We start from the raw sequence: 22,291 nt of genomic DNA on the forward strand, positions 1-22,291 counted from the left end.
ATCCACATTCTCCCTTCGGCATTTATGTAAGATAAAACATGAATTACGGCAGGCGGTTACCTACACTGGTTACTGCGCCTGAACGCCAACTGAGGAGAATCATCATGTCAGCCAACCCAACGCTGCCCAGCACCATGAAAGTCATCGAAATCAGCCAGCCTGGTGAACCAGAGGTTCTGGTTAGCAGCCAAAGAGCTCTGCCAACCCTGCAACAGGGGGAGATTCTGGTGAAGGTCGCCGCCGCCGGGGTTAACCGCCCTGACGTGTTGCAACGCCGCGGCCAATATGCACCGCCTCCTGGCGCATCGGATATTCCAGGCCTGGAGATCGCCGGTACCGTCGTCGCTACCGGTATTGGGGTACAAAATTACGCCATCGGTGACACTGTTTGCGCCCTGATTGCCGGCGGCGGCTACGCAGAATACTGCAAAGTGCATGAAAGCAACGCGCTGCCGGTTCCCGAGGGTTTTAGCCTGATTGAAGCGGCGGCGATCCCGGAAACCTTCTTTACCGTTTGGGTTAACGTGTTCCAACGCGGGCACCTTAAGGCCGGTGAAACCGTTTTGATCCACGGCGGCACCTCCGGTATCGGCACTGTCGCCACCCTGCTGGCGAAAGCATTTTGCGCCAAGGTGATCACCACCGTCGGCTCTGAAGAAAAGCGCCAGGCCAGTCTGGCATTGGGTGCCGATGTGGCAATTAACTACCGCAGCGAAGATTTTGTTGAGCAGACCCAGCGCGCCACTAACGGTAAGGGGGCCGACGTGATTGTCGACCTGATTGCCGGTGACTACGTGGCGAAGAATTATCAGGCGGCGGCAATGGACGGCCGTATTGTGCAAATCGGCACTCAGAACGGCGTGGTGAAAGAACTGAACCTGATGCCGCTGCTGATCAAGCGCCTGACCCATACCGGCTCGACCTTGCGTGCACGCAGCGTGGAAGATAAAGCGCAAATTGCCGCTGATTTACGCCAGAAGGTGTGGCCACTGCTGGAGCGCGGTGCATTAAAACCGCAGATATTCAAAACCTTCCCGTTGGAACAGGCTGCCGAAGCCCATGCGCTGATGGAGTCCAGTCAGCATATCGGTAAAATCATGCTGACTATCTAGGTCAAATGCCCCCGCAGCAATAGTCGCGGGGGGATTTTCAGGTGCCTGGGGTGTGTACGTCTTCCGGCGTGGAGTCGGTATTGGCTAACTTCTCTTGCGCCAGCGCTTCGTCCTCACTGTCTTTCTCCAGGCTTTCCTGCTGTGCCCCCTGCTTCGGCGAATACACCAGTTCGACCATGATCGGGAAGTGATCCGAGCCGACGCTGGTTAAGCGGCGCAGTGAGCCAAGCACAAAATGATCGCTGTGAAACACGTGGTCCAGTGGCCAACGCAGGAACGGATAACCGGCGTGGAAAGTGCTGAACATGCCACGCCCACGGCGCGGATCCAACAGGCCGCTGACTTTCAGGAACAACCGGGTGGTGGTCGACCAGGCTACATCGTTCAGATCGCCGGTGACAATAACCGGAAACTCCGATTTGGCTGCGCTTTTACCAACCATCACCAGTTCGGCATCGCGATCTTCCGACTCTTCATTCTCGGTCGGGCTCGGTGGCATCGGATGCACACAGTGCAGGCGTACCTGCGGCCCTTGCGGCAAATGCACCATCATGTGCATCGATGGGATTTGCTCATCCACCAGATATTGTATTTGCGCATCGCTGAGTTTCAGCCGCGAATAGACATGCATGCCGTACAGGTTATCCAGCGGGCATTTCAAGCTGTGAGGATAGTCCTGTTCCAGCACCGACAGCTGCTGCTCCCACCAGGCGTCGGTTTCTACCGCCACCAGCACATCCGGCCGTTCGGTCGCCACCAGCGCCAGCAGTTTCTCCGCCTGGCGATTGGGCGTTAACACGTTGGACACCAAAATGCGGATGCGCGGTTTCTTCTGGTAGCCGGTAAAATCCAGCACCTGGGGTTTGCTCAGCCGGGTATAAGGGTAAATCCACGCGGCCTGATACGCCGCACAGGCCAGGTTTACTGCCATCATGCCCCACACCCAGGGTGACAGCGGTACAAACAGCAGGTTGAGCAATAACACCAGCAACGAGAGCGCCAGTATTTGCAGGCGGGGAAAATCCCACACCCGAACCCACCAGGCTGCATGCTTTGAAAGTGGCGCAATGGTCACCAGCGCCAGCAAAAGCGTCAGTATGGCGGTAATCCCTGTCACGGTTAATTCCTCATCATTGATCCGGGCCTGTCGGGGTGACGGCCTCCTGACTGCCGCTTCGTGCGGCAGCCAAAGATTGCCATAAAAAACGCCCGTCCCGCCAGCCGACTTAAGGAATTATCTTGCGACGGCGAAATTCGTCAAACAACGCGAACAGCATCGCTTCGGTTTCGACAAATTGATGGAAGCCATAACGGCGTGCCTTACTGCCATCAGCAAACATGTCGTAATCCCACGAGAAAACAAAATCGGCAAAGCGCCAACTCGCTACCGCACGGTAATCCGTTTCGGCCAACTCATGCTGCTGCACCAACGCCTGCCACAGCTCACTTTTATCCGCCATCACCGACTCCAGCGGCATCGGCAACGGCGGCGCCACTTCCAGGTCAAAATAGCCGGCAATTTTCGGCCACAGTTCGCTCCAGCGGAACAGGTCACCGTTATTGATGTTAAATGCCTGATTAGCCGCCGCCGGCTCCGTCGCCGCCCACAAGGTAGCGCGAGCCAGCAACCCGGCATCGGTCATTTCCAGCAGGCTGTAGTAAGCCCCGGGTTTGCCGGGAAAACGCAGTGGCAGCCCCAGCGCCTTGCTGATCGAGGCATAAACCGCCAGGGTCAGCGCCAGATTCATCGGGTTGCCAAGCGAGAAGCCGCCGACGACGCTGGGCCGAATGGCGCTCCAGTGCCAGTTTTTCCCCTGCTGGCGCTGTTCAAGATAGCTTTGCTGCTCCAGGTTGAACTCCGGCGGCATGTGCCCGGCATCACTCTCCCGCGCCGGGGTTTTGAACGGCCCCAAATGGGCGCCATACACTTTATAGCCTTGCATCAGGTTAATATGCTCCAGCCCGTGCGCCACCGGCTCCAGTGCCTCCACCACATTGCTTAGCATCGCCAGATTTGGCGCCACCAGCCCCGCCCAGTCCGGCGCATCCTGATAAGCAGCGTAAAAGATGTGGCTGACCTGGGTCAGCGGTCGCAAGGCATCAGCCGTGGCCTGTGCATCCAACAGATCGACCGCCAGATAACGCACCTGCGGCCGGTCAACGCCTCCGCGCCGTGACAGGCCAATCACCTGCCAACCTTGTTGTTCCAGCTCTTCAATCAGCTTGCCGCCAATCACGCCGTTAGCGCCGACCACCAGCGCCAGTTTGTCGTTTTGCATGTTGTGTCTCCGCTCCAGTATCTATTGAGACTTTTACTTTGATTGATTAGTTAAGCTTGCGGTAGACGGGATTTATGACTAACACTTATAAGTAAAATCTATAGATGGAGGGCCGATGGACAAGCTAAACGCCATGCAGACTTTTGTTCGGGTAGCCGAGTTGGGTAGCCTGTCGGCCGCCGCTCGCGATCTGGGCCTGACACAACCGGCGGTCAGCCAACAGATCGCCGGTCTGGAGCAACAGCTGCACGCACAACTGCTGTTTCGCAGCACCCGCGCTGTCACGCTGACCGATGCCGGCGCGGGCTATTATCGGCAAATCAAACCGATTCTGGCGGCGGTGAGTGAAGCGGAAGAAGTGCTACATGGCCAAAACCTGCGGCTGCAGGGGCCGTTACGTATCCATGCACCAACAGGTTTCGGCCAACAACACCTGACGCCGCTGGCGATTGCCTTTCAGCAGCGACACCCGGAACTGAATATCGAACTGTTGCTGGACGATCGTCGCGCAGACGTGATAGGTGAAGGCATCGATGTCGCGATCCGCTTTGGCGAACTGAGCTCACCTGGCACAGTGGCGCGACGACTGGGAGAGTTACAGCGTATTCTGGTGGCCTCGCCGGCTTACCTGGCAGCACAGGGTGAACCGCAAACCCTGGCAGAGCTGGCAACCCATCCACACATCCGTTACAGCGGCCTGAGTGACGCAAACACGCTGACGTTAATCGGCCCGCAGGGCCTCGAGATGGTGGAACTGCGTCCGGTATTTCGTGCTAACAATACATTTTCACTGCTGGCGGCGATTGAGTCAGGGCTGGGTATTGGCGGCGCACAGCGACCATTGATCGGTCGGCAATTGGCGAGTGGCACACTGGTGCCCATTTTGCCGGCCTGGCGTTATCCGCCAATGGCGCTGCATGCGGTTTATCCCGCGGCGCGGTTTATTCCCGGTAAGGTGCGGGCCTGGGTCGAGTATTTGCTGACGGCGTTGGGGAGCATTGAAGGCATGACGTTAAACTATGCCCCCGACCAGGCGTCGGGGGCATAAATATTATTTGAACAGTTTACCGACCATATCACCCAGTTCATTACTGTCCTGCGGCACTTCGCCATTTGGCGATGCGGCGTCAGCGACCGTTGGCAGGAACTGCGCAATAGTGGCGGATGCCTGAGCCGGATCGACGCCCAGCTTTTCGGCCAGCTGATTGATGGCATCGCTGCCCAGTGCCTGCTGCACATGGTCACCGTTAATCTGCTGGTTTTCACCGTTGCCCAGCCATGAACCGACCACATCGCCGAATTGCCCCTGACGGAACTTGTCCAGAATCGCCTGCAGGCCGCCCTGTTGCTCAACCCATTGCATGATGGCGACGTAATCGATGCCTTTACCGTTGGCGCCGCCGAGAATATTACCCAATACGCTATCAAACAGACCCATGGTAATCCCCTTCCAGTCGTCGGCTCAGGCCGCTCGACCCTTGTGATTTAACGAAAAAAGGGCCGCCGCAGCGACCCTGTCGATCAGTAACTGATTAGTTTCTGATCTTTCTGTAGACAAAAAGCACCACCAGGGCACCGATGACTGCGACAACAAAGCTGCCCAGATTGAAGCCATCGACACGACCCATACCGAAGAAGGTACTGATATAGCCGCCGACAACGGCACCTATGACCCCCAGGATAACGGTCATGATAAAGCCACCGCCGTCTTTGCCCGGCATGATCCATTTCGCCAAAATACCGGCAATTAACCCAAAAATGATCCAGGAAATGATGCCCATTTTTACTCTCCCTATTACTTTTTGCCTTAAGAAAACCTATCACCAGACCCACGACGGCGCCTGCTCGCTACTTTCACACCTGCCCCCTTCCCTTAACGGCAGAACGATACAGGGTAAATCTCGATAAACGCGCGTCTTTACACAATGACTATAGTCAAATATCAGCAGTTTACCCACTTCCGTCTGTCTGAATTTGCCTGTACAAAAATCAACCGCATTCATCTCACTGTCATTTGTACAGGCTATAACAACAGACGAGACCTCGCGCAGGAGACAGACCATGACCAACACGCCGTTTCTGCTGATACTGGCCGCAATTTATGCCCTGGCTGCCGTCTGGGATGGCTCAGCTGCTCTGCTGATGTAATGTTACACATTATTTGTCACTTTTTTGGCGATTTTAATTGTGTCTTGGTTTTACAGTAATGTAATCATCTGAAAAACAATAATAAATATCGACTCACTTAGATAAAAATCCCATTAGCCGCCAGGCCTCAGGTTTCGCAGAACGGCTTGATTAACTGGCTGAACCATTCGGCAAAGGCGGTTAAACGCGCCGAACGCTGACGACGATGGGGATAAAGCAAAGCCATGCTCATTGCCGGTGGCCGTGCCTGCGGCAAGATCTCGCACAGGCTGCCGTTATCCAGGTAGTGTTGAACATCAAAACGCGGTATCTGCATCATTCCCAACCCCACCAGGCAACAACCAATATAATTTTCTACATTGTTCACCGTCACCCGGCTACTCAGCGTTTTTTCAAAAAGCTGTCCATCCTGCTGCCACTGCCAGCTATCCGCCCCTGCCAGAGTCGGCTGCGCATAACCCACCACCCAATGCTCTGCCAATTGGGCGGGACGCTCAGGGGTCCCGTAGCGCTGCAAATAATCCGGGCTGGCGCAGTTGATCATACTCAGGCGGCCCAGCGGCTGGCTGACCAGGCTGCTGTCGCTGAGGCTACCGACGCGCACCACGCAGTCGATCCCTTCCTGGATCAAATCGACTGAACGGTCGCTGGCGCTGAGAAACAGTTGAATTTCAGGATACTGCTGGAAAAAGTCCGGCAGCGCCGGCACGATCATTCGCCGCGCAATGCGGCTGGGGACATCAACCGTCAAGCGCCCCCCGATCGGGCCGTTTTGCCGGTGAAACAGACTTTCCAATGCCTGCACGTCAAACAGCAGGCTACGTGCTTTTTCGAGCAACAGTTCGCCGTCGCTGGTCAGTTGCACCCGGCGAGTGGTGCGATGAAACAGGCGGGCGCCCATTTCATGTTCCAACTGTTGTATCGCGGCCGAAACCGTGGTTTTTGGCATCAGCAGGATTTGCGAAGCCCGGATAAAACTGCCCACTTCGGCCACCTGGATAAAGACCCGCAATCTCCCTATTTTATCCACCGGCAGTGCATCCTGTTAAACAGGCTGCGGCATCGGCCGCAGCAAAATTGATATTAACGGGTAGTATAGCCACCGTTGGCAAACAGCGTCTGCCCGGTGATCCACCAGCCGTCGGTGACCAAAAATTTGACGATCGGCGCGATGTCTTCAATGTCGGTCAGGCCGGTTTTTGAGAACTTGCTCAGCGCAGCGGCACTGCTGTGATACGCCACCGCCTCTTTGCTTTCCTGACCGTAGAAGAACGGCGTATCCATCGGGCCAGGGCCGATGGCATTCACGCTGATGCCCCGCTCGCCAAACTCTTTGGACGCGGCACGGGTAAAATGCTCCACCGGTGCCTTGCTGCCCGGATAAACGGCATAAAACGGCGTATAAGCCGCCAGCAGCGAACTGACAATGGACACAATGCGACCGTTGTCGGCCAAATGCTTGCCTCCCTGCTGGATAAAGAAGAAAGCCGCCTTGGAATTGATGTCAAAACTGCTGTCGTAATCTGCCTCTGTCACCTCGGCAATCGGTTTTTTGATCACCAGACCGGCGGTATTGACCGCTATATCCACTTTGCCGAACGCCTTGATCGCCTGCTCAAACAGCTGCGCCACGTTGCCAGGCTTGGTCAAATCGCCCTGCACCGTTATCGCCTGCGCGCCCGCCGCGTTAACCGCCTTCAGCGTTTCCTCCGCGGCCGCCCGGGTCGCATCGCTGTTGTAATGCACCACTATCGCTGCTGCCCCGCTGGCCGCCAGATCGCGCGCCACCAGACCACCCAGGTTCTTCGCACCGCCAGCGATCAACACCACTTTTCCATTCAAAGATTGCTTGCTCATTACAGTGACTCCGTTAGTGAAGGTTGTAACGAGTATAGGAACTGTGACCGCTCAGATAATCTGTCCAAACCGGGATGAACCATCCCGTTTTTTTGGTCAATACTGGCAAGGGGGCGAAAAATGCCCACAGCGTGATCGGCAGCCGAGCATTCAGCGGAAATCGCACTACACTTGTAAGTTTCCAGCAGCAATAGTCGCAATCAGAAACTATTGTTTCCCGCCCGCCGTAGGCCGCTAAACGCCCAGACGGGCCATAACAGAGGTCAATGTCATGGTGATTCAACCCTATTTATTCTTTAGCGGTAACTGTGAACAAGCGGTGAACTTCTACGTGCAACAGTTGGGTGCCACGCTTGAAATGATGATGCGTTACAAAGAGATGCCCGAGGAAGCCAAACAGGGTAACCCGCAGGACGTCAATCCGGAGGCCATCATGCATGCCCGGCTGCTGATAGGTGAAACCGCGCTGATGGCCTCGGATGGCTGCCCACAGGATGGCGCCGACGCATCACACAAGGGATTTGCCCTGTCGCTCAACCCGAGTACCGTAGAGCAAGGACGTGAACTGTTTGAAAAACTGTCGCAGGGCGGCCAGGTGACCATGCCTTATCAGTCCACCTTCTGGGCCAAAGGGTTTGGGATGCTGACCGACCAGTTTGGCGTCAATTGGATGGTTAACGTTGAATAACCCGTCATCCCGCTACGGTGTCCGCCTCTGATGGCGGGCACTGTGACGCCAATCATCACCTGTAGTGATACCAGTCATAGGCCGCCATGGCGAACAGCACAAACAGCGCCGTCAGCAGCACCAATCCCAAACGCCAGTAAGGCGACTTGCGCTGCCGCCAGGCAAACAGGATCATTAACGCCAGCACTCCCAGCGTCAGCGGGTAATAAACCACCAGCGTCAGCAAAGTAATAATGATGTAGTCAGACATGCAAGCGATCCCTGTATTATCTCCGTAAGTTTGGTGCGAAGGGTATAATCGGAGCCAATATATTCTTCCTCTGCCCTCAACAACTTATTCATTTTCACCGTTTAAGGTGTAGTGGTCCAGATGATTTACGAATAAGATGTAGGATTGTTCTTACCTCGATTTAAAGATTGTACAGCAAGGGTGACATGACACAGCAGCAAACGCAGGACGCCGAACAGCCGAGCAACGGTAAAAATTCCCCGTTATTATTTCAGGCCGGCGTGTTTGTCGTCATCGTTGCCGTTACGCTGATCCTGTTTAACGCCTGGCAAATTTGGAATGCCCATCAGCGCGACATTCAAAGTGCCGAGTATGAATCCGCCAATTTGGCCCGTTCACTGGCGCAGCATGCCGATGACACCTTTATGCAGACCGACAGCACGCTGTCCGATCTGAGTGAACGCATTCAGGTTGACGGGCTGGCCAGCCCACAGCTGTTACGATTGCAAAAAGTGATGCAAACCCAGGTGGGTAACCTGCCGCAGCTGCACGGGCTGTTTGTTTACGATGCACAAGGCAATTGGATCGTCACTTCATCGGGCCGCTTTGTACAAAACGCCAACAATGCCGACCGGGAATATTTTAAATATCACCTCGAACACAACAGTAATGCCGTTTATATCGGCAAGGTGGTGCGCAGCCGCTCTACCGGTGATTTGATCATTCCGGTATCACGCCGTATCAACCACCCGGACGGCAGCTTTGCCGGGGTCGTGCTGGCCACATTGTATATCAATTATTTCCGCCAGTTTTACGATACCTTTGCGCTAAACAGTGATGCTTCACTCAACCTGCTCTTGGCGGACGGCACCATCCTTTACCGTCGCCCTTATTCCCTGGCGGCCATCGGCAAGAATATTTCCGAAGGCGTGCTGTTCAGGGAAATATTGCCACACTCCGAATTCGGCAATGCCACCATTACCTCTCGCTACGACAAGGTAGAACGGATTTACGGCTATTCACGAGTCAACCGCTATCCGCTGGTGATTGCCGCCGGGTTGTCGAAAAAAGATGTGCTGGCCGATTGGCGCAACGACTCCGGTCTGTTTGCCCTGGGGGGGGCCACCCTGTTGGCTATTCTGTTGGCCATGGGGCTGGTATTGATGCGTCAGATTAACCACAGCATGCGCACCGAAGCTGAGCTGATGCGCACTCGCGATCAGCTCACCAGCATCAACCGGACCCTGGAAGAACTGGCCTTGCTGGATGGCCTGACCGGGCTGGCCAACCGCCGCCAGTTTGATATCGCCTTAAAGAATGAGTTGATGCGCGCCTCACGCAACTACCGCAGCGTGGCACTGTTAATGTTGGATATCGACTATTTCAAGCAGTATAACGACATCTATGGCCACGTCGCCGGCGACCAGTGTCTGCAGCAGATCGGACAAATGCTCAAGGGAATGGCCAGCCGCAGCAACGACATCATGGCCCGCTACGGCGGCGAAGAAATGGCCATCATATTGCCGGATACTGACGCTCAGGGCGCACTTATTTTCGCCGAGCGCGTCATCGAAGCGGTGCGTGCGCTAAAAATACCTCATGATGGCAACCCACATGGCGTCATCACCATCAGCATTGGGATCTACGCCAAGGTGCCGCATATGTATAACGACACGCCGATGAGCTTTATCAATCAGGCTGACAGCGCACTGTACCAAGCGAAAGCCCAGGGAAAAAACCGCATTTACTCCGCTTGACCCGGTGGGCCGCCTTTAGCAAAAGGCGGCCCGGATAAAATCAAGCCACAGAGTAAAATCATCATGCCTATACCCTATAGCTTTCAAGTTGCAGCTAGGCGCCCAGCTCGCTCATCCCCAGGCGCTTACTTTAGTAAGTAACTGGGGTGAGCGAGTGCAGGTAACAACGCTGCGGCTTGAAAGATGACGGGTATAATCGATGCTTTTGATTTATTACCAATAAACCCATTAATTCCGCTTAAATCTATTTTTACCTATTCGTGCGATTAGCGCGTCGTTTAATCTTTGTTTAGTGTTTGGCGAATTTTAATAGTGCTACCATTATTAAACTCAGCTTATTACCCATTAATTCAATTCGCGAATAATTCCCGTGGGTTATAAATTCCATTCAAATAAAAAAATCAAAATGCCCCACTTTGCAAGGAGATAGGATGCGTATGGATAGCCTTATGCCGGAACAGGCGTTGATGACATTGCCACAGCGGCAGTGGGACAGTGCCCCTCTGCCTGTTGCCCACACTGCCGTGGAGGCACTGGAGCAAGGAAAAGTATTGTTTTTACCCGAATTGAAATTTCCATTGTTAGCCGATGAAATAACGCTATTAGATCCCGCACTGGTAGATATAAAACGTAAAAACATCAGCTATTGGCCGGAAAGCCAAAAATTATCTGGCGTAGCAATAGAGGCGCAACAACCGCAGGTACAGGCGCTGCTGGAACGTTATTATCAGGCCAGCCGACAGTTGATCGCCGGTTTACTGCCTCATTATCAGCAGACCTTGCATTCACCGGTTAACAGCCTGCGCCTGCACCCAGTTTCGGCCTGGCGCGCGACCAGCTCATGGCGCAAGGACGACAGTCGTTTGCACGTTGACGCCTTCCCGTCACGCCCCAATCAGGGGGAACGCATCCTGCGTATTTTTACCAACATCAATCCGCACGGCGAGCATCGCCAATGGCGCGTCGGCGAACCCTTCCCCCAATTGGCACGACGTTTTATACCGCGTCTGCCGCGCTATTCTCCGTTGAGCAGTTGGCTACAGCATAAAATCGGCATCACCAAGCGCCGTCGCAGCCATTACGACCACCTGATGCTGCACCTGCATGATGCGATGAAAGCCGACCAAAACTACCAACAGCAAGGCCCCCAGCTGGCACTCGACCTGCCGCCGGGCAGCAGTTGGATCTGTTTTTCCGATCAGACGCCGCATGCAGCGATGGCCGGCCAGTTTATGTTGGAACAAACCTTCCTGCTGCCGGTCAGCGCGATGAAAAACCCACGGCAGTCACCGCTAAAAATGCTGGAAACGCTGCTGCGCAAACCCTTGATTTAATCCTCGGTTAGCAGCAGGGTTTCCCCCTGTTCAGATTGCTGACAAACCCGCACAAGGGCTGAACCGGTAGGGGTCGAACATGTTCGACCCGATTTAACCCATTGATGCTGCAATAGGGCGCAGCATGCAGCGCCCCTACGACTAAACGTTGTCAACGGTCCTGCTGCTCCGTCTTTAGCTTGCCACTTCAAAATCCCCTTGCTGGCGGGCTACCAGCGTCAGAATGCTGTACAACGCCACCGCCTGCTGATGTTGATTGAGCACCTGCACATCCCACACCACCACGCCATGCGGACGATCTTCCGCGGTTTTCTGCGGCTTGCGGATTTTCTTCTTGCAGGTCAGCCGCACCTGAATGGTATCGCCAATTTTCACCGGCTCGATAAAACGCAGGTTTTCCATACCGTAGTTGGCAATCACCGGCCCCACACCCGGGTCGACAAACAGACCGGCAGCGGCAGAAACCACAAAGTAGCCATGCGCGACCCGTTCGCCAAACAGGGATTCGGCGGCACCGATCTTGTCCATATGAGCATAAAAATGGTCACCGCTCAGGCAGGCAAAGTTAACGATGTCGGTTTCGGTCACGGTACGCCGTGCGGTGAGCAGGCTTTCACCCAGCCGCAGTTGTTCAAAGTATTTACGGAACGGATGAACAGGATCCTCGATCACCGTCGCCCCGCGTACCCACTCACGACCAATTGCCGACAACATCGCCGGGCTGCCCTGGATCGCCGTGCGTTGCATATAGTGTTTTACCGCCCGTAACCCGCCCAGTTCCTCACCGCCCCCCGCTCGCCCTGGCCCGCCGTGCACCAGCATCGGTAGCGGGGAACCATGACCGGTGGACTCCACCGCCGCCTGTTGATCCAAAATCAGCATACGACCATGGGCGCAGGCCGTCGCACGGATAAACCGCATTGCCAGAGTTTCATCGGCGGTCACCAGCGATCCCGCCAGGCTGCCCTGGCCCATTAACGCCAGTTCGATCGCCTGTTCGGTGTGCTGATAAGGCATCATCGTCGCCACCGGGCCAAAGGCTTCGGTACCGTGCACCGCCTGATGGGTGAAGGGATCGGCGCAGTACAACAGGGTGGCCGGGTAAAATGCGCCGTTATTCGCATTTTCGCCCATCACTGTCAGTTTGTCCGCCACGGCACCGCACAAGGGTTCACAGCCGTTATGCAGCAGGAAATCGACCTTTTGCTGCACGTCATTGCGTTGCTCGTGGCTGACCAGCGCCCCCATGCGCACCTGCTCCAGTTTAGGGTCGCCCACCGTGACCCCGGCCAGGCGTTGCAACAGCGCCTGCTGCACTTCGGCGACGCGTTTCGCCGGCACGATAATCCGCCGGATGGCGGTACATTTTTGCCCGGCCTTGGCGGTCATCTCGCGGCACACTTCTTTGATAAACAGCGTAAACTCCGGCATTTGCGGTGTCACATCTTCCCCCAACACACAGCAGTTGAGCGAATCGGCCTCCATAGTGAAGGCAATGGATTTTTCCAGCAGGCGCGGATGGGCCCGCAGTTGCTGACCGGTTTGCGCCGAGCCGGTAAAGGTCACCGCATCCTGATAATCGAGGTGCTCAAACATGTCGCCGATACCGCCGCACACCAGTTGCAGCGCACCCTCCGGCACCAACCCGCTGTCGATAATCAATTTGACCATCGCCTGCGTTAACTGCGCGGTGGCGGTTGCCGGTTTGATGATCGCCGGCATCCCCGCCAGCCAGGTCGGTGCCAGCTTTTCCAGCATCCCCCAACAGGGGAAGTTAAAAGCATTGATATGCAAGGCCACGCCAGGACGTGAGGTCAGCACATGGCGGGCAGCAAATTGTGAGTGTTTGGACAGCGGGATCAGTTCGTCTTCCGGCCACAGGGTATCATCCGGCAGTTCACGCCCCGCCAGACCGGCATAGGCGAACAGCGTGGCAATACCGCCTTCAATATCCACCCAGCCGTCACTGCGGGTCGCGCCGGTCTGGTACGAAATCTCATACAAAGCTTCTTTATGCGCCAACAGGTGTTTGGCCACCGCTTTCATCATCTGTGCGCGCTGCTGGAAAGTCATCTGCGCCAGCGCCTTGCCACCCCGGCTGCGCGCATACGCCAGGCTGGCGGCCAGCGGCAACCCGTCGGAACAAACCTGATACAGCGGTTCGCCGGTAACGGCGTGATGGATTTCGCGGGCGCTGCCCTGGCCGAACACCCAGCCGCCAGAAAGGTAACTGTGTAACTGCTGCATTTGCTCCTCCGGAATTCATAAATTAACACCACAATGATTAATTACGTATCAGGTATTGTCCAGTTTTCTCTTGGGCCAAATTTAACAAAAACAAAACACATTAGGCTTGGCGCTCAAAAAACGATCTATTTTTCGTTATCCATGAATTTAAAATAATCATAAATAACAATTAAATATAAAAATTACCTGTGAGTGACATCGCAAAACCACATAAATGTCGTTTGATCTTTTTGTTATCAGTTTGTAGCCTTAGGGTTAGTTAACGTGATTCACATTTTTATATTTAATGTGGAAAATACGAATCACCAAGAGGCAAGCATGACAACTGACGCGCAATATCAACAACACTTCGACGACAAGATTGCGGCGGATACCTCCATTGAGGCCAAAGACTGGATGCCGGATGCCTATCGCCAAAACCTGATCCGTCAGATTGGCCAGCACGCCCATTCCGAAGTGGTGGGCATGTTGCCGGAGGCCAACTGGCTGACGCGAGCGCCGACGCTGCGCCGCAAGGCGGTGTTACTGGCCAAGGTGCAAGACGAAGCCGGTCACGGCCTGTATCTGTACAGCGCCGCCGAAACTCTGGGCTGCTCGCGCCAGGACATCTACCAGAAAATGCTCGACGGCAAGATGAAATACTCTTCGATCTTCAACTATCCGACGCTCAACTGGGCAGATATCGGGGTGATCGGCTGGCTGGTCGACGGCGCGGCTATCGTCAATCAGGTAGCCCTGTGCCGCGCTTCTTATGGCCCCTACGCGCGAGCGATGGTGAAAATTTGCAAGGAAGAGAGCTTCCACCAGCGCCAGGGTTACGAGGCGGTGATGGCGATGGCCAACGGCAGCGAACAGCAAAAAGCCATGCTGCAGGACGCGATTAATCGTTTCTGGTGGCCGGTGCTGATGATGTTCGGCCCAAGTGACACCGATTCACCGCACAGCGCGCAAAGCATGGCCTGGAAGATCAAGCGCCACAGCAACGACGAGCTGCGGCAGAAATTTGTCGACAACACCGTGCCGCAGTTGGAAGCCCTGGGCATGAGCGCCCCGGATGCCGATTTGGCGTGGGACGAGGCCAGCGGCCACTACCGCTTCGGCGAAATCGACTGGAGTGAACTGCACGAGGTGATTAAAGGCCGTGGGCAGTGCAACCACGAACGGCTGCAGGCCAAACGCCGCGCCTGGGACGAAGGTGCCTGGGTGCGTGAAGGCGCCCTGGCCCACGCGGCCAAAAACACCTCAACCGCCGCATAAGGAACCGATGATGACACACGTTGAATGGCCGCTGTATGAAGTATTTATCCGCAGCAAACAAGGGCTGGCGCACCGCCACGTCGGCAGTCTGCATGCCGCCGATGACCAGATGGCGCTGGAAAACGCTCGCGACGCCTATACCCGCCGCAACGAAGGCTGCTCAATCTGGGTGGTGCAATCGAGCCATCTGATCGCCTCGCAGCCGGAAGATCGTGAAGCCTTCTTCGATCCGTCCGATGACAAGATCTACCGTCATCCGACGTTTTATACCATTCCCGACGGCATCAAGAACATGTAGAGGCGGCCATGACCCTTAACGATCCTCGAATCACCTATGTTCTGCGTCAGGGCGATACGCCACTGATCCTCGCCCAGCGGCTGTGTGCCTGGTGCGGCCATGCGCCGGAGCTGGAAATTGATCTGGCGCTGGCGAACATCGGCCTGGACCTGCTCGGCCAGGCGCGCAACTTCCTCGGCTACGCCGCCGAACTGACCGGGCCACAGTGCAGTGAAGACAGCCTGGCCTTTGGCCGTGACGAACGTGAATTTCACAACCTGCTGCTGGCGGAACAACCCAATGGCGGTTTCAACGACACCCTGGTGCGCCAGTTCCTGATTGACGCCTACCACGTGCAACTGCATCAGGCGCTGAGCAGCAGCAGCGATGCGCAGTTGGCTGCCATCGCCGCCAAGTCACTGAAAGAAGCCCATTACCACCTGCGTTTCAGCCGTGGCTGGATGATCCGCCTGGGTGACGGCAGCCCGCTCAGCCGGCAAAAAATTCAGCAATCACTGGATAATCTGTGGCGCTTTACCGCCGAGCTGTTCCACGCCGATGAGCTGGAACTGCAACTGGCACAACAGGGCATCGCCGCCGATCCGCGCCGGCTTGAAGCCCCGTGGCTGGCACTGGTGAGTGACACGCTGCAACAGGCCGGCCTGCAACTGCCGGTCGAACAGGCCTTCCGTCACGGTGGCAAACAGGGGCGACACAGCGAGCACCTCGGCCCGTTATTGGCGGAGATGCAGTTTCTGCAACGCGCCTATCCCAACGCGAACTGGTAGGAGGCCGTCATGAACATTACCCGGCTGCAAGCCGCCGAAATCCCGCAAATCTGGCACTGTCTGCAACAGATCAGCGATCCGGAACTGCCGGTGCTGTCGATTACCGATCTGGGCATGGTGCGCGATGTAGCCGCCGACGGTAATGGCTGGCGTATTACCTTCACGCCGACCTACTCCGGCTGCCCCGCCACCGAGTTCCTGCTCGAAGCGATCGAACAGCAGTTGGCCGCGGCAGGCTTCAGCCCGGTAAAAGTGGATATCCGCCTCAGTCCGGCCTGGACCACCGACTGGATGAATGCGGCAGCCCGTGAGCGGCTGCGGGAATATGGCGTGGCACCGCCACAGGGCCATACCTGCGACAAACCCCAGGCGCACGGCCCGGTGCCCTGCCCGCGTTGCGGCAGCACCCACAGCGAGAAAATCAGCGAATTCGGCTCCACCGCCTGTAAGGCGCTGTACCGCTGTTGCGATTGCCGTGAACCCTTCGACTACTTCAAATGCATTTAGGAAAAGCCATGACGGTCTTCCATCGCCTGAACGTCGCCGCCATCGAGCGCGAAACGCCGGACGCCGTAGCCATCACTCTGCGGGTGCCCGAAGAACTGAAAAGTCACTATTGCTACACGCCCGGCCAGCACCTGACGTTGAAGGCACTGGTCGACGGTGAAGAGCTGCGCCGCTGCTACTCCATTTGCAGCTCGCCGCAGGAAGGGTTGCTGCAGATCGGCGTTAAAGCCATTCATCAGGGCCGTTTCTCTTCGTTCGTTAACCGGATGCTGAAAGTCGGCGATGCACTGGAGGTGATGGTGCCGCAAGGACGATTCGGCTATCAGCCGCAGGCGGAGAACAGCGGTAACTATCTGGCGATTGCGGCCGGTTCCGGCATTACGCCGATGCTGTCGATCATCAAGGCCACGCTGCAACTCGAGCCAAACAGCAGTTTCACGCTGATTTACGGCAACCGCAGCAGCCGCTCGGTGATGTTCAAAGAAGCGCTGTCCGATCTGAAGAACCGCTATCCCCAGCGCTTTCAGCCACTGTACCTGTTCAGCCAGGAAAATCTTGATAGCCCACTGCTCAGCGGCCGCATCGACCGTGAGCACCTGCTGGCAATCGGCGGCGCATTACTCAATTACCGCGACTATGACCACGCCTTTATCTGCGGGCCTGAAAGCATGATGGATGACGCCCAGAGCGTACTTGAACAGGCGGGCGTGCCTGCCGGGCACATTCACAGCGAACGTTTTAACACTAGCGGTATGGTTGCCCGGCCGGTCAATGACGCCAACCGCAACGCCACCCGGGTCGAGATTTTGCTCGATGGCCGTCGGTTGAATATCGAGGTGGGCGCTCAGGATGACAGCATTCTGGATGCGGCCCTGCGTCAGGGGGCTGACCTGCCCTACGCCTGCAAAGGCGGGGTGTGCGCTACCTGCAAGTGCCGGTTAAAAGCCGGTCAGGTGGATATGGCGGTCAACTACAGCCTGGAGCCGGATCAACTGGCGGCGGGTTACGTATTGAGTTGCCAGTCGTGGCCGCGTGGCGACGGTGTGGTACTGGACTTTGACGTATAGGAGCCGCCAATGGAAACCCCTTTTGTCCTGCGACAGCAACACCAGCGAGTGGTGACACTGACACTGCACCGCCCAGAGGCGCGCAACGCCCTGAATACCCCGAGCCTGGAGCAGTTGGTTTATTTACTGGAACAGGCCGATACCGATACCGGCGTTGGCGCCGTGGTGATTACCGGCGCAGCACGTTTTTTTGCCGCCGGTGCCGACCTGCACGAGCTGCAAAAACAAGACTTGCCCGCCACGTTAACGGATCGCCGTCCTCTGTTGTGGCAGCGGCTGGCCCAATTCAGCAAACCGCTGCTGGCGGCGGTCAACGGCTATGCGCTGGGGGCCGGTTGTGAACTGGCACTGGCCTGCGACATCGTTATCTGCGGCGAAAGCGCCCGCTTTGGCCTGCCGGAAATTACCCTTGGCCTGATGCCAGGGGCCGGGGGCACCCAGCGTTTGATCCGCTGCGTCGGCAAGTCCCGCGCCAACCAGATGGTGCTGACCGGTGAAGCCATCAACGCCAGTTGCGCACTGCAAAGTGGCCTGGTCAGCGAAGTCTGTGTCGATGCGCTGACGCTGGAACGCACGCAACAGGTTGCCGAACGCATCAGCCGGCAGGCACCGCTGGCATTACGCGCCGCCAAACAGGCATTGAAACAGGCTGAAGAAACCGGCCTGAGCCAGGGGCTGGCCATCGAGCGCCAGCAGTTTGTCACCCTGGCCGCCACCGACGATCGCCGTGAAGGCATCGCCGCCTTCTTCGAAAAACGTACGCCAAACTATCAGGGGCGCTGATTTATGGATAACGCATTGATTCTCACCCATCTGGAAGCCGGGGTGCTGACCCTGACCCTTAATCGGCCAGACCGGCTCAACAGTTTTAACGACGAGATGCACCGCCAGCTTGCCGAAGCGCTGACCCTCGCCGAGCGTGACGAAACCGTGCGCTGTCTGCTGATCACCGGTGCCGGACGTGGTTTTTGCGCCGGGCAGGATCTGAACGATCGCAACGTCAGCGTTGAGCAGCAGGCACCGGATCTCGGCCAGTCGGTAGAACGTTTCTACAACCCGCTGATCCGCCGCCTGACCGCCTTGCCAAAACCGGTGGTATGCGCCGTCAACGGTGTGGCGGCGGGGGCCGGAGCCGCTCTGGCACTGGCCTGCGATATCGTCATCGCCGCCGACAACGCCAATTTTATCCAGTCGTTCTGCCGTCTGGGACTGGTGCCGGACTCTGGCGGCAGTTGGTTCCTGCCGCGCCTGGCAGGCCACGCCCGCGCCATGGGGATGGCGATGCTGGGGGACAAAGTCAGTGCCCAGCAGGCGCTGGCCTGGGGCATGATCTGGCAGGTGGTAGCTGCGGATGAACTGGCCACCACCAGCCAAACGCTGGCGCAACATCTGGCTACCCAACCGACCTATGGGCTGGGGCTGATTAAAAAGGCCCTGTACAGCTCGGCCAACAACACCCTTGACCAACAGCTGGATCTGGAGCGCGATCTGCAGCGTCTGGGCGGTCGCAGCGACGACTACCGCGAGGGCGTCAGCGCCTTCTTCGCCAAACGCGCGCCAAATTTCAGCGGGAAATAACCATGAACCAGCCGAACTTAAACCTCAGGGTGGCGGTGATTGGTGCCGGTACCATGGGCATCGGTATCGCTCAGGTGGCCGCCGCCGCCGGGCATCAGGTGCAGCTGTTTGATATTGCCGCCAATGCTGCCCGGCAGGCACTCGGCACACTCGCCCAACGGCTGCGTCAGCGTGTTGTGGCCGGCAAGGCCGATGCCACCACCACCGAAGCCCTGCTGGCGCGCATTCAACCGGCAGAGTCGCTTAATTCGCTGGCCGACAGCGGCCTGGTGATCGAGGCGGTGGCGGAAAAACTGGCAATCAAACAAAGCCTGTTTCGTGAGCTGGAAGCCCTGTGCTCGCCCGCCACGCTATTTGCCAGCAATACCTCGTCACTGTCGATTACCGCCATCGCCGGTGCGCTGCAACATCCACAGCGTCTGGCCGGGCTGCACTTCTTCAACCCGGCCCCCTTGATGAAACTGGTGGAGATCGTCAGCGGGCTGGACACCAGTGCCGAAACCGTCGCCACGCTGCAAAGGCTAACCCGGCAATGGGGCAAGCAAAGCGTGCTGTGCCGCTCCACGCCGGGCTTTATCGTTAACCGCGTGGCACGGCCATTTTATGCCGAGACCCTGCGCGCGCTGGAAGAACAGGTCGCTGACGCCGCCACGCTGGACGCGGTGATGCGTGACGCGGGTGGCTTCGCCATGGGGCCGCTGCAACTGACCGACATGATTGGTCAGGACATCAACTACGCCGTGACCGAATCGGTATTTCAGGCTTTTTTCCAGGACCCTCGTTTTACCCCATCACTGGTACAACAGGAACTGGTGGCAGCCGGGCGCTTGGGCCGCAAAAGTGGCCGCGGTTTTTATCGCTATGGCGATCATCCACTGCCGGTTGCCGCCGTTCAGCCGGAGTCCACGGCGGAATTGCCGCACAGCATCGCACTGCATGGCGATGCCGTTGGCATCGCGCTACTGAGCGAATTACTGAGCGGAAATGCGCAGTCGATCAAACAATCTGGCCAGACCAGCGCCTACGCCCGGATCGATGAAGTTACACTTATGTTAACGAGCGGTAAAACAGCCAGCCAGGTGGCCGAAGAAACCGCAACCCCTGTGGTGCTGTTTGATCTGTCTGCCGACTACTCGCAGGCCACCACCGTCGCTATCAGCTGCGCAGCGCAAAACGAGGCCCGGCACAACGCTACCATCGTGCGTTTGCTGCAATCTCTCGGCAAGAAGGTGATCGTTTTGCCGGACTATCCCGGCCTGCTGGTGATGCGCACTCTCGCCATGTTGGCCAATGAGGCGCTGGACGTGGTCAACAAGGGCGTCGCCAGTGCCGGGGATACCGACCACGCCATGCGCTGCGGCGTCAACTACCCACGCGGTCCGCTGGAATGGGGAGCAGCCCTGGGTTGGTGGCAAATCCTGACCACGCTGGAAAACCTGCAAAGCCACTACGGTGAGCCACGTTACCGCCCGATGCCGCTGCTGCGTCATTACGCATCCCTCTCTTCAGGAGCCCGACCATGAACGCCAATACGCCACAGGCACTGGCGCAACGCTGCGCCGAACAGATGTTTCAACAGGATACCTGTGCTCAGGCGATGGGGATGCGGGTGGATGCAGTTGATGCCGGATTCGCCCAGGTCAGCATGACCGTCGGCCCACAGATGCTCAACGGCCACCAGACCTGCCACGGCGGCCAACTGTTCAGCCTGGCGGACACCGCCTTCGCCTATGCCTGCAACAGCCAGGGGCTGGCGGCGGTGGCGTCCGGCTGCAATATCGAGTTTATTCGCCCGGCGCTGGCCGGCGATCGCCTGACCGCCAGCGCCGAGGTACGCCATCAGGGCAAAACCACCGGGCTGTATGACGTGGAGATCGTCAACCAGCTGGGCAAGACCGTCGCCTGGTTCCGCGGGCGGGCGCATCGCCTCGGCCATGCCATTTTAGGAGAGCATCCATGAATCAGGCGTTTATCTGCGATGGCGTGCGCACGCCGATTGGCCGCTACGGCGGCGCATTGGCCAACGTGCGTGCCGATGATTTGGCCGCGCTACCGCTGCGTGCCCTGTTGGCTCGCCACCCCCAGGTGGACTGGTCATTGGTCGATGACGTGATCCTCGGCTGCGCCAATCAGGCCGGGGAAGACAACCGCAATCTGGCCCGTATGGCGGCCTTGCTGGCAGGCCTGCCGGTGAACGTTTCCGGCACCACCGTCAACCGTCTGTGCGGTTCGGGGCTGGACGCGCTGGCGATGGCGGCACGCAGCATCAAGGCTGGTGACGCCGGGCTGGTGCTGGCCGGCGGCGCAGAATCCATGACCCGCGCCCCGCTGGTGATGGGCAAAGCCGACAGCGCTTTCAGCCGCCAGGCGCAGCTGTATGACACCACCCTGGGCTGGCGCTTTATCAATCCGCTGATGCAGGCGCAGTTCGGCACCGACTCGATGCCGGAAACCGCCGAAAACGTGGCGGAAAAATTCAATATCAGCCGCGCCGATCAGGACGCCTTCGCGCTGCGCAGCCAGCAACGCGCCGCACAGGCGCAAGAACTTGGCTTACTGGCTCAGGAGATAGTGCCGGTCAGCCTCAGCGGTAAAAAAGGCACGGTGACGCTGTTCAGCCAGGACGAACACCCGCGTGCAGACACCCGGCTGGAGCAATTGCAGGCGCTGAAAACCCCGTTCCGCCAACCCGGCAGCGTGACCGCCGGTAACGCTTCCGGCCTAAACGACGGCGCAGCGGCGTTGATTATCGCCTCGGAGGCGATGGCCGCCCGCCAGGGCTTAACGCCGAGGGCGCGCATCGTCGCTACCGCCACCTGCGGCGTCGAACCGAGCTTGATGGGCATCGGCCCGCTGCCGGCCACCCGCAAGGTACTGGAATTGGCCGGGCTAAGCCTGGCGCAAATGGACGTGATCGAACTGAATGAGGCATTCGCCGCCCAGGCGTTGGCGGTACTGCGCCAGCTTGGCCTGCCGGACGACGCTCCCCAGGTGAATCCCAACGGCGGCGCTATTGCCCTTGGCCACCCGCTGGGAATGAGCGGTGCACGTCTGGCGCTGGCCGCCTTGTTTGAACTGGAACGGCGTTCCGGCCGCTATGCGCTTTGCACCATGTGCATCGGCGTCGGCCAAGGCATCGCCATGATCATTGAGCGAGTTTGACCCC

23 protein-coding genes are annotated in these 22,291 nt (G+C 57.6%); 15 read left to right on the top strand and 8 right to left on the bottom strand.

What is annotated here, in order from left to right; all coding sequences use genetic code 11:
* Window positions 1-104: 104 nt before the first annotated feature.
* The gene (locus tag E5C26_RS15505; protein WP_135317102.1) at window positions 105-1,112 is read left to right on the top strand and encodes an NAD(P)H-quinone oxidoreductase; all 1,008 of its coding nucleotides are present in this window, start codon (window positions 105-107) and stop codon (window positions 1,110-1,112) included.
* A 37-nt stretch (window positions 1,113-1,149) separates the two neighbouring features.
* Here the strand turns inward: E5C26_RS15505 and E5C26_RS15510 are convergent, their stop codons facing one another.
* Window positions 1,150-2,229 (bottom strand): endonuclease/exonuclease/phosphatase family protein, encoded by a 1,080-nt coding sequence (locus E5C26_RS15510; protein WP_135317103.1) that lies wholly within the window; start codon window positions 2,227-2,229, stop codon window positions 1,150-1,152.
* A 109-nt stretch (window positions 2,230-2,338) separates the two neighbouring features.
* A complete protein-coding gene (locus tag E5C26_RS15515) occupies window positions 2,339-3,391 on the bottom strand; it encodes an SDR family oxidoreductase (RefSeq protein WP_135317104.1) in 1,053 nt (350 codons plus the stop codon).
* 115 nt (window positions 3,392-3,506) lie between these two features.
* Between E5C26_RS15515 and E5C26_RS15520 the strand changes: the two genes are divergently transcribed.
* Window positions 3,507-4,439: a LysR family transcriptional regulator gene (locus E5C26_RS15520; RefSeq protein ID WP_135317105.1), complete on the top strand. Its 933-nt coding sequence runs from the start codon at window positions 3,507-3,509 to the stop codon at window positions 4,437-4,439.
* A gap of 3 nt (window positions 4,440-4,442) precedes the next feature.
* Here the strand turns inward: E5C26_RS15520 and E5C26_RS15525 are convergent, their stop codons facing one another.
* The 4 genes from E5C26_RS15525 to E5C26_RS15540 form a co-directional block, all read right to left on the bottom strand.
* Window positions 4,443-4,829 carry a YidB family protein gene (locus E5C26_RS15525; protein WP_135317106.1) on the bottom strand — a complete coding sequence of 129 codons (387 nt, stop codon included), beginning with the start codon at window positions 4,827-4,829 and terminating at the stop codon, window positions 4,443-4,445.
* 94 nt (window positions 4,830-4,923) lie between these two features.
* Window positions 4,924-5,172, bottom strand: coding sequence for a GlsB/YeaQ/YmgE family stress response membrane protein (locus E5C26_RS15530; protein ID WP_135317107.1), 249 nt, complete (start codon window positions 5,170-5,172; stop codon window positions 4,924-4,926).
* Between the two features lie 494 nt (window positions 5,173-5,666).
* Complete coding sequence (locus E5C26_RS15535; protein WP_135317108.1) at window positions 5,667-6,569, bottom strand: LysR family transcriptional regulator; 903 nt, start codon at window positions 6,567-6,569, stop codon at window positions 5,667-5,669.
* Window positions 6,570-6,622: 53 nt separating this feature from the next.
* Entirely contained in the window at window positions 6,623-7,396 is a 774-nt protein-coding gene (locus E5C26_RS15540) for an SDR family oxidoreductase (protein ID WP_135317109.1), read from the bottom strand.
* A 271-nt stretch (window positions 7,397-7,667) separates the two neighbouring features.
* Here E5C26_RS15540 and yjdN point away from each other — a divergent pair, with 271 nt between their 5' ends.
* A complete protein-coding gene (gene yjdN / locus E5C26_RS15545; protein ID WP_135317110.1) occupies window positions 7,668-8,084 on the top strand; it encodes a VOC family metalloprotein YjdN in 417 nt (138 codons plus the stop codon).
* 55 nt (window positions 8,085-8,139) lie between these two features.
* On the opposite strand, the gene E5C26_RS15550 is transcribed toward yjdN, so the two are convergent.
* Entirely contained in the window at window positions 8,140-8,334 is a 195-nt protein-coding gene (locus tag E5C26_RS15550) for a hypothetical protein (RefSeq protein WP_135317111.1), read from the bottom strand.
* A 185-nt stretch (window positions 8,335-8,519) separates the two neighbouring features.
* Here E5C26_RS15550 and E5C26_RS15555 point away from each other — a divergent pair, with 185 nt between their 5' ends.
* Both E5C26_RS15555 and E5C26_RS15560 read left to right on the top strand, forming a co-directional pair.
* The gene (locus tag E5C26_RS15555) at window positions 8,520-10,070 is read left to right on the top strand and encodes a sensor domain-containing diguanylate cyclase (protein WP_135317112.1); all 1,551 of its coding nucleotides are present in this window, start codon (window positions 8,520-8,522) and stop codon (window positions 10,068-10,070) included.
* A 437-nt stretch (window positions 10,071-10,507) separates the two neighbouring features.
* Window positions 10,508-11,404 (top strand): Kdo hydroxylase family protein, encoded by an 897-nt coding sequence (locus E5C26_RS15560; protein WP_135317113.1) that lies wholly within the window; start codon window positions 10,508-10,510, stop codon window positions 11,402-11,404.
* Window positions 11,405-11,578: 174 nt separating this feature from the next.
* Here E5C26_RS15560 and paaZ read toward each other — a convergent pair whose 3' ends face one another.
* Window positions 11,579-13,651: a phenylacetic acid degradation bifunctional protein PaaZ gene (paaZ, locus tag E5C26_RS15565; protein ID WP_135317114.1), complete on the bottom strand. Its 2,073-nt coding sequence runs from the start codon at window positions 13,649-13,651 to the stop codon at window positions 11,579-11,581.
* 318 nt (window positions 13,652-13,969) lie between these two features.
* Here paaZ and paaA point away from each other — a divergent pair, with 318 nt between their 5' ends.
* The 10 genes from paaA to pcaF are packed head-to-tail and all read left to right on the top strand — an operon-like array spanning window position 13,970 to window position 22,287.
* A complete protein-coding gene (gene paaA, locus E5C26_RS15570; protein ID WP_206194281.1) occupies window positions 13,970-14,908 on the top strand; it encodes a 1,2-phenylacetyl-CoA epoxidase subunit PaaA in 939 nt (312 codons plus the stop codon).
* Window positions 14,909-14,918: 10 nt separating this feature from the next.
* On the top strand, window positions 14,919-15,206 hold the full coding sequence (gene paaB, locus E5C26_RS15575; protein ID WP_017893307.1) for a 1,2-phenylacetyl-CoA epoxidase subunit PaaB: 288 nt from the start codon (window positions 14,919-14,921) through the stop codon (window positions 15,204-15,206).
* An 8-nt stretch (window positions 15,207-15,214) separates the two neighbouring features.
* Window positions 15,215-15,973, top strand: a complete 759-nt coding sequence (paaC, locus tag E5C26_RS15580; RefSeq protein ID WP_135317116.1) for a 1,2-phenylacetyl-CoA epoxidase subunit PaaC — start codon at window positions 15,215-15,217, stop codon at window positions 15,971-15,973.
* Window positions 15,974-15,982: 9 nt separating this feature from the next.
* Complete coding sequence (gene paaD, locus E5C26_RS15585) at window positions 15,983-16,480, top strand: 1,2-phenylacetyl-CoA epoxidase subunit PaaD (RefSeq protein ID WP_135317117.1); 498 nt, start codon at window positions 15,983-15,985, stop codon at window positions 16,478-16,480.
* A gap of 8 nt (window positions 16,481-16,488) precedes the next feature.
* Complete coding sequence (gene paaE, locus E5C26_RS15590) at window positions 16,489-17,547, top strand: 1,2-phenylacetyl-CoA epoxidase subunit PaaE (protein WP_135317118.1); 1,059 nt, start codon at window positions 16,489-16,491, stop codon at window positions 17,545-17,547.
* Window positions 17,548-17,556: 9 nt separating this feature from the next.
* Window positions 17,557-18,330, top strand: a complete 774-nt coding sequence (paaF, locus tag E5C26_RS15595) for a 2,3-dehydroadipyl-CoA hydratase PaaF (protein WP_135317119.1) — start codon at window positions 17,557-17,559, stop codon at window positions 18,328-18,330.
* Window positions 18,331-18,333: 3 nt separating this feature from the next.
* Complete coding sequence (gene paaG / locus E5C26_RS15600; RefSeq protein ID WP_135317120.1) at window positions 18,334-19,125, top strand: 2-(1,2-epoxy-1,2-dihydrophenyl)acetyl-CoA isomerase PaaG; 792 nt, start codon at window positions 18,334-18,336, stop codon at window positions 19,123-19,125.
* 2 nt (window positions 19,126-19,127) lie between these two features.
* Window positions 19,128-20,648 carry a 3-hydroxyacyl-CoA dehydrogenase gene (locus E5C26_RS15605; protein WP_135317121.1) on the top strand — a complete coding sequence of 507 codons (1,521 nt, stop codon included), beginning with the start codon at window positions 19,128-19,130 and terminating at the stop codon, window positions 20,646-20,648.
* Window positions 20,645-21,085 (top strand): hydroxyphenylacetyl-CoA thioesterase PaaI, encoded by a 441-nt coding sequence (gene paaI, locus E5C26_RS15610; protein WP_135317122.1) that lies wholly within the window; start codon window positions 20,645-20,647, stop codon window positions 21,083-21,085. Before E5C26_RS15605 ends, paaI begins: the two co-directional genes overlap by 4 nt.
* Entirely contained in the window at window positions 21,082-22,287 is a 1,206-nt protein-coding gene (gene pcaF, locus E5C26_RS15615; RefSeq protein WP_135317123.1) for a 3-oxoadipyl-CoA thiolase, read from the top strand. Before paaI ends, pcaF begins: the two co-directional genes overlap by 4 nt.
* Window positions 22,288-22,291: the final 4 nt, after the last annotated feature.

Source organism: Serratia proteamaculans, from assembly GCF_004684015.1.
In the GTDB taxonomy this organism is placed as follows: Bacteria; Pseudomonadota; Gammaproteobacteria; order Enterobacterales; family Enterobacteriaceae; genus Serratia; species Serratia proteamaculans_F.

Coding starts and splice junctions, on each gene's coding strand:
- E5C26_RS15505 (WP_135317102.1), top strand. CDS start 105: ATGTCAGCCAACCCAACGCTGCCCAGCACCATGAAAGTCATCGAAATC.
- E5C26_RS15515 (WP_135317104.1), bottom strand. CDS start 3,391: ATGCAAAACGACAAACTGGCGCTGGTGGTCGGCGCTAACGGCGTGATT.
- E5C26_RS15520 (WP_135317105.1), top strand. CDS start 3,507: ATGGACAAGCTAAACGCCATGCAGACTTTTGTTCGGGTAGCCGAGTTG.
- E5C26_RS15525 (WP_135317106.1), bottom strand. CDS start 4,829: ATGGGTCTGTTTGATAGCGTATTGGGTAATATTCTCGGCGGCGCCAAC.
- E5C26_RS15530 (WP_135317107.1), bottom strand. CDS start 5,172: ATGGGCATCATTTCCTGGATCATTTTTGGGTTAATTGCCGGTATTTTG.
- E5C26_RS15540 (WP_135317109.1), bottom strand. CDS start 7,396: ATGAGCAAGCAATCTTTGAATGGAAAAGTGGTGTTGATCGCTGGCGGT.
- yjdN (WP_135317110.1), top strand. CDS start 7,668: ATGGTGATTCAACCCTATTTATTCTTTAGCGGTAACTGTGAACAAGCG.
- E5C26_RS15550 (WP_135317111.1), bottom strand. CDS start 8,334: ATGTCTGACTACATCATTATTACTTTGCTGACGCTGGTGGTTTATTAC.
- E5C26_RS15555 (WP_135317112.1), top strand. CDS start 8,520: ATGACACAGCAGCAAACGCAGGACGCCGAACAGCCGAGCAACGGTAAA.
- E5C26_RS15560 (WP_135317113.1), top strand. CDS start 10,508: ATGGATAGCCTTATGCCGGAACAGGCGTTGATGACATTGCCACAGCGG.
- paaZ (WP_135317114.1), bottom strand. CDS start 13,651: ATGCAGCAGTTACACAGTTACCTTTCTGGCGGCTGGGTGTTCGGCCAG.
- paaA (WP_206194281.1), top strand. CDS start 13,970: ATGACAACTGACGCGCAATATCAACAACACTTCGACGACAAGATTGCG.
- paaB (WP_017893307.1), top strand. CDS start 14,919: ATGACACACGTTGAATGGCCGCTGTATGAAGTATTTATCCGCAGCAAA.
- paaC (WP_135317116.1), top strand. CDS start 15,215: ATGACCCTTAACGATCCTCGAATCACCTATGTTCTGCGTCAGGGCGAT.
- paaD (WP_135317117.1), top strand. CDS start 15,983: ATGAACATTACCCGGCTGCAAGCCGCCGAAATCCCGCAAATCTGGCAC.
- paaE (WP_135317118.1), top strand. CDS start 16,489: ATGACGGTCTTCCATCGCCTGAACGTCGCCGCCATCGAGCGCGAAACG.
- paaF (WP_135317119.1), top strand. CDS start 17,557: ATGGAAACCCCTTTTGTCCTGCGACAGCAACACCAGCGAGTGGTGACA.
- paaG (WP_135317120.1), top strand. CDS start 18,334: ATGGATAACGCATTGATTCTCACCCATCTGGAAGCCGGGGTGCTGACC.
- E5C26_RS15605 (WP_135317121.1), top strand. CDS start 19,128: ATGAACCAGCCGAACTTAAACCTCAGGGTGGCGGTGATTGGTGCCGGT.
- paaI (WP_135317122.1), top strand. CDS start 20,645: ATGAACGCCAATACGCCACAGGCACTGGCGCAACGCTGCGCCGAACAG.
- pcaF (WP_135317123.1), top strand. CDS start 21,082: ATGAATCAGGCGTTTATCTGCGATGGCGTGCGCACGCCGATTGGCCGC.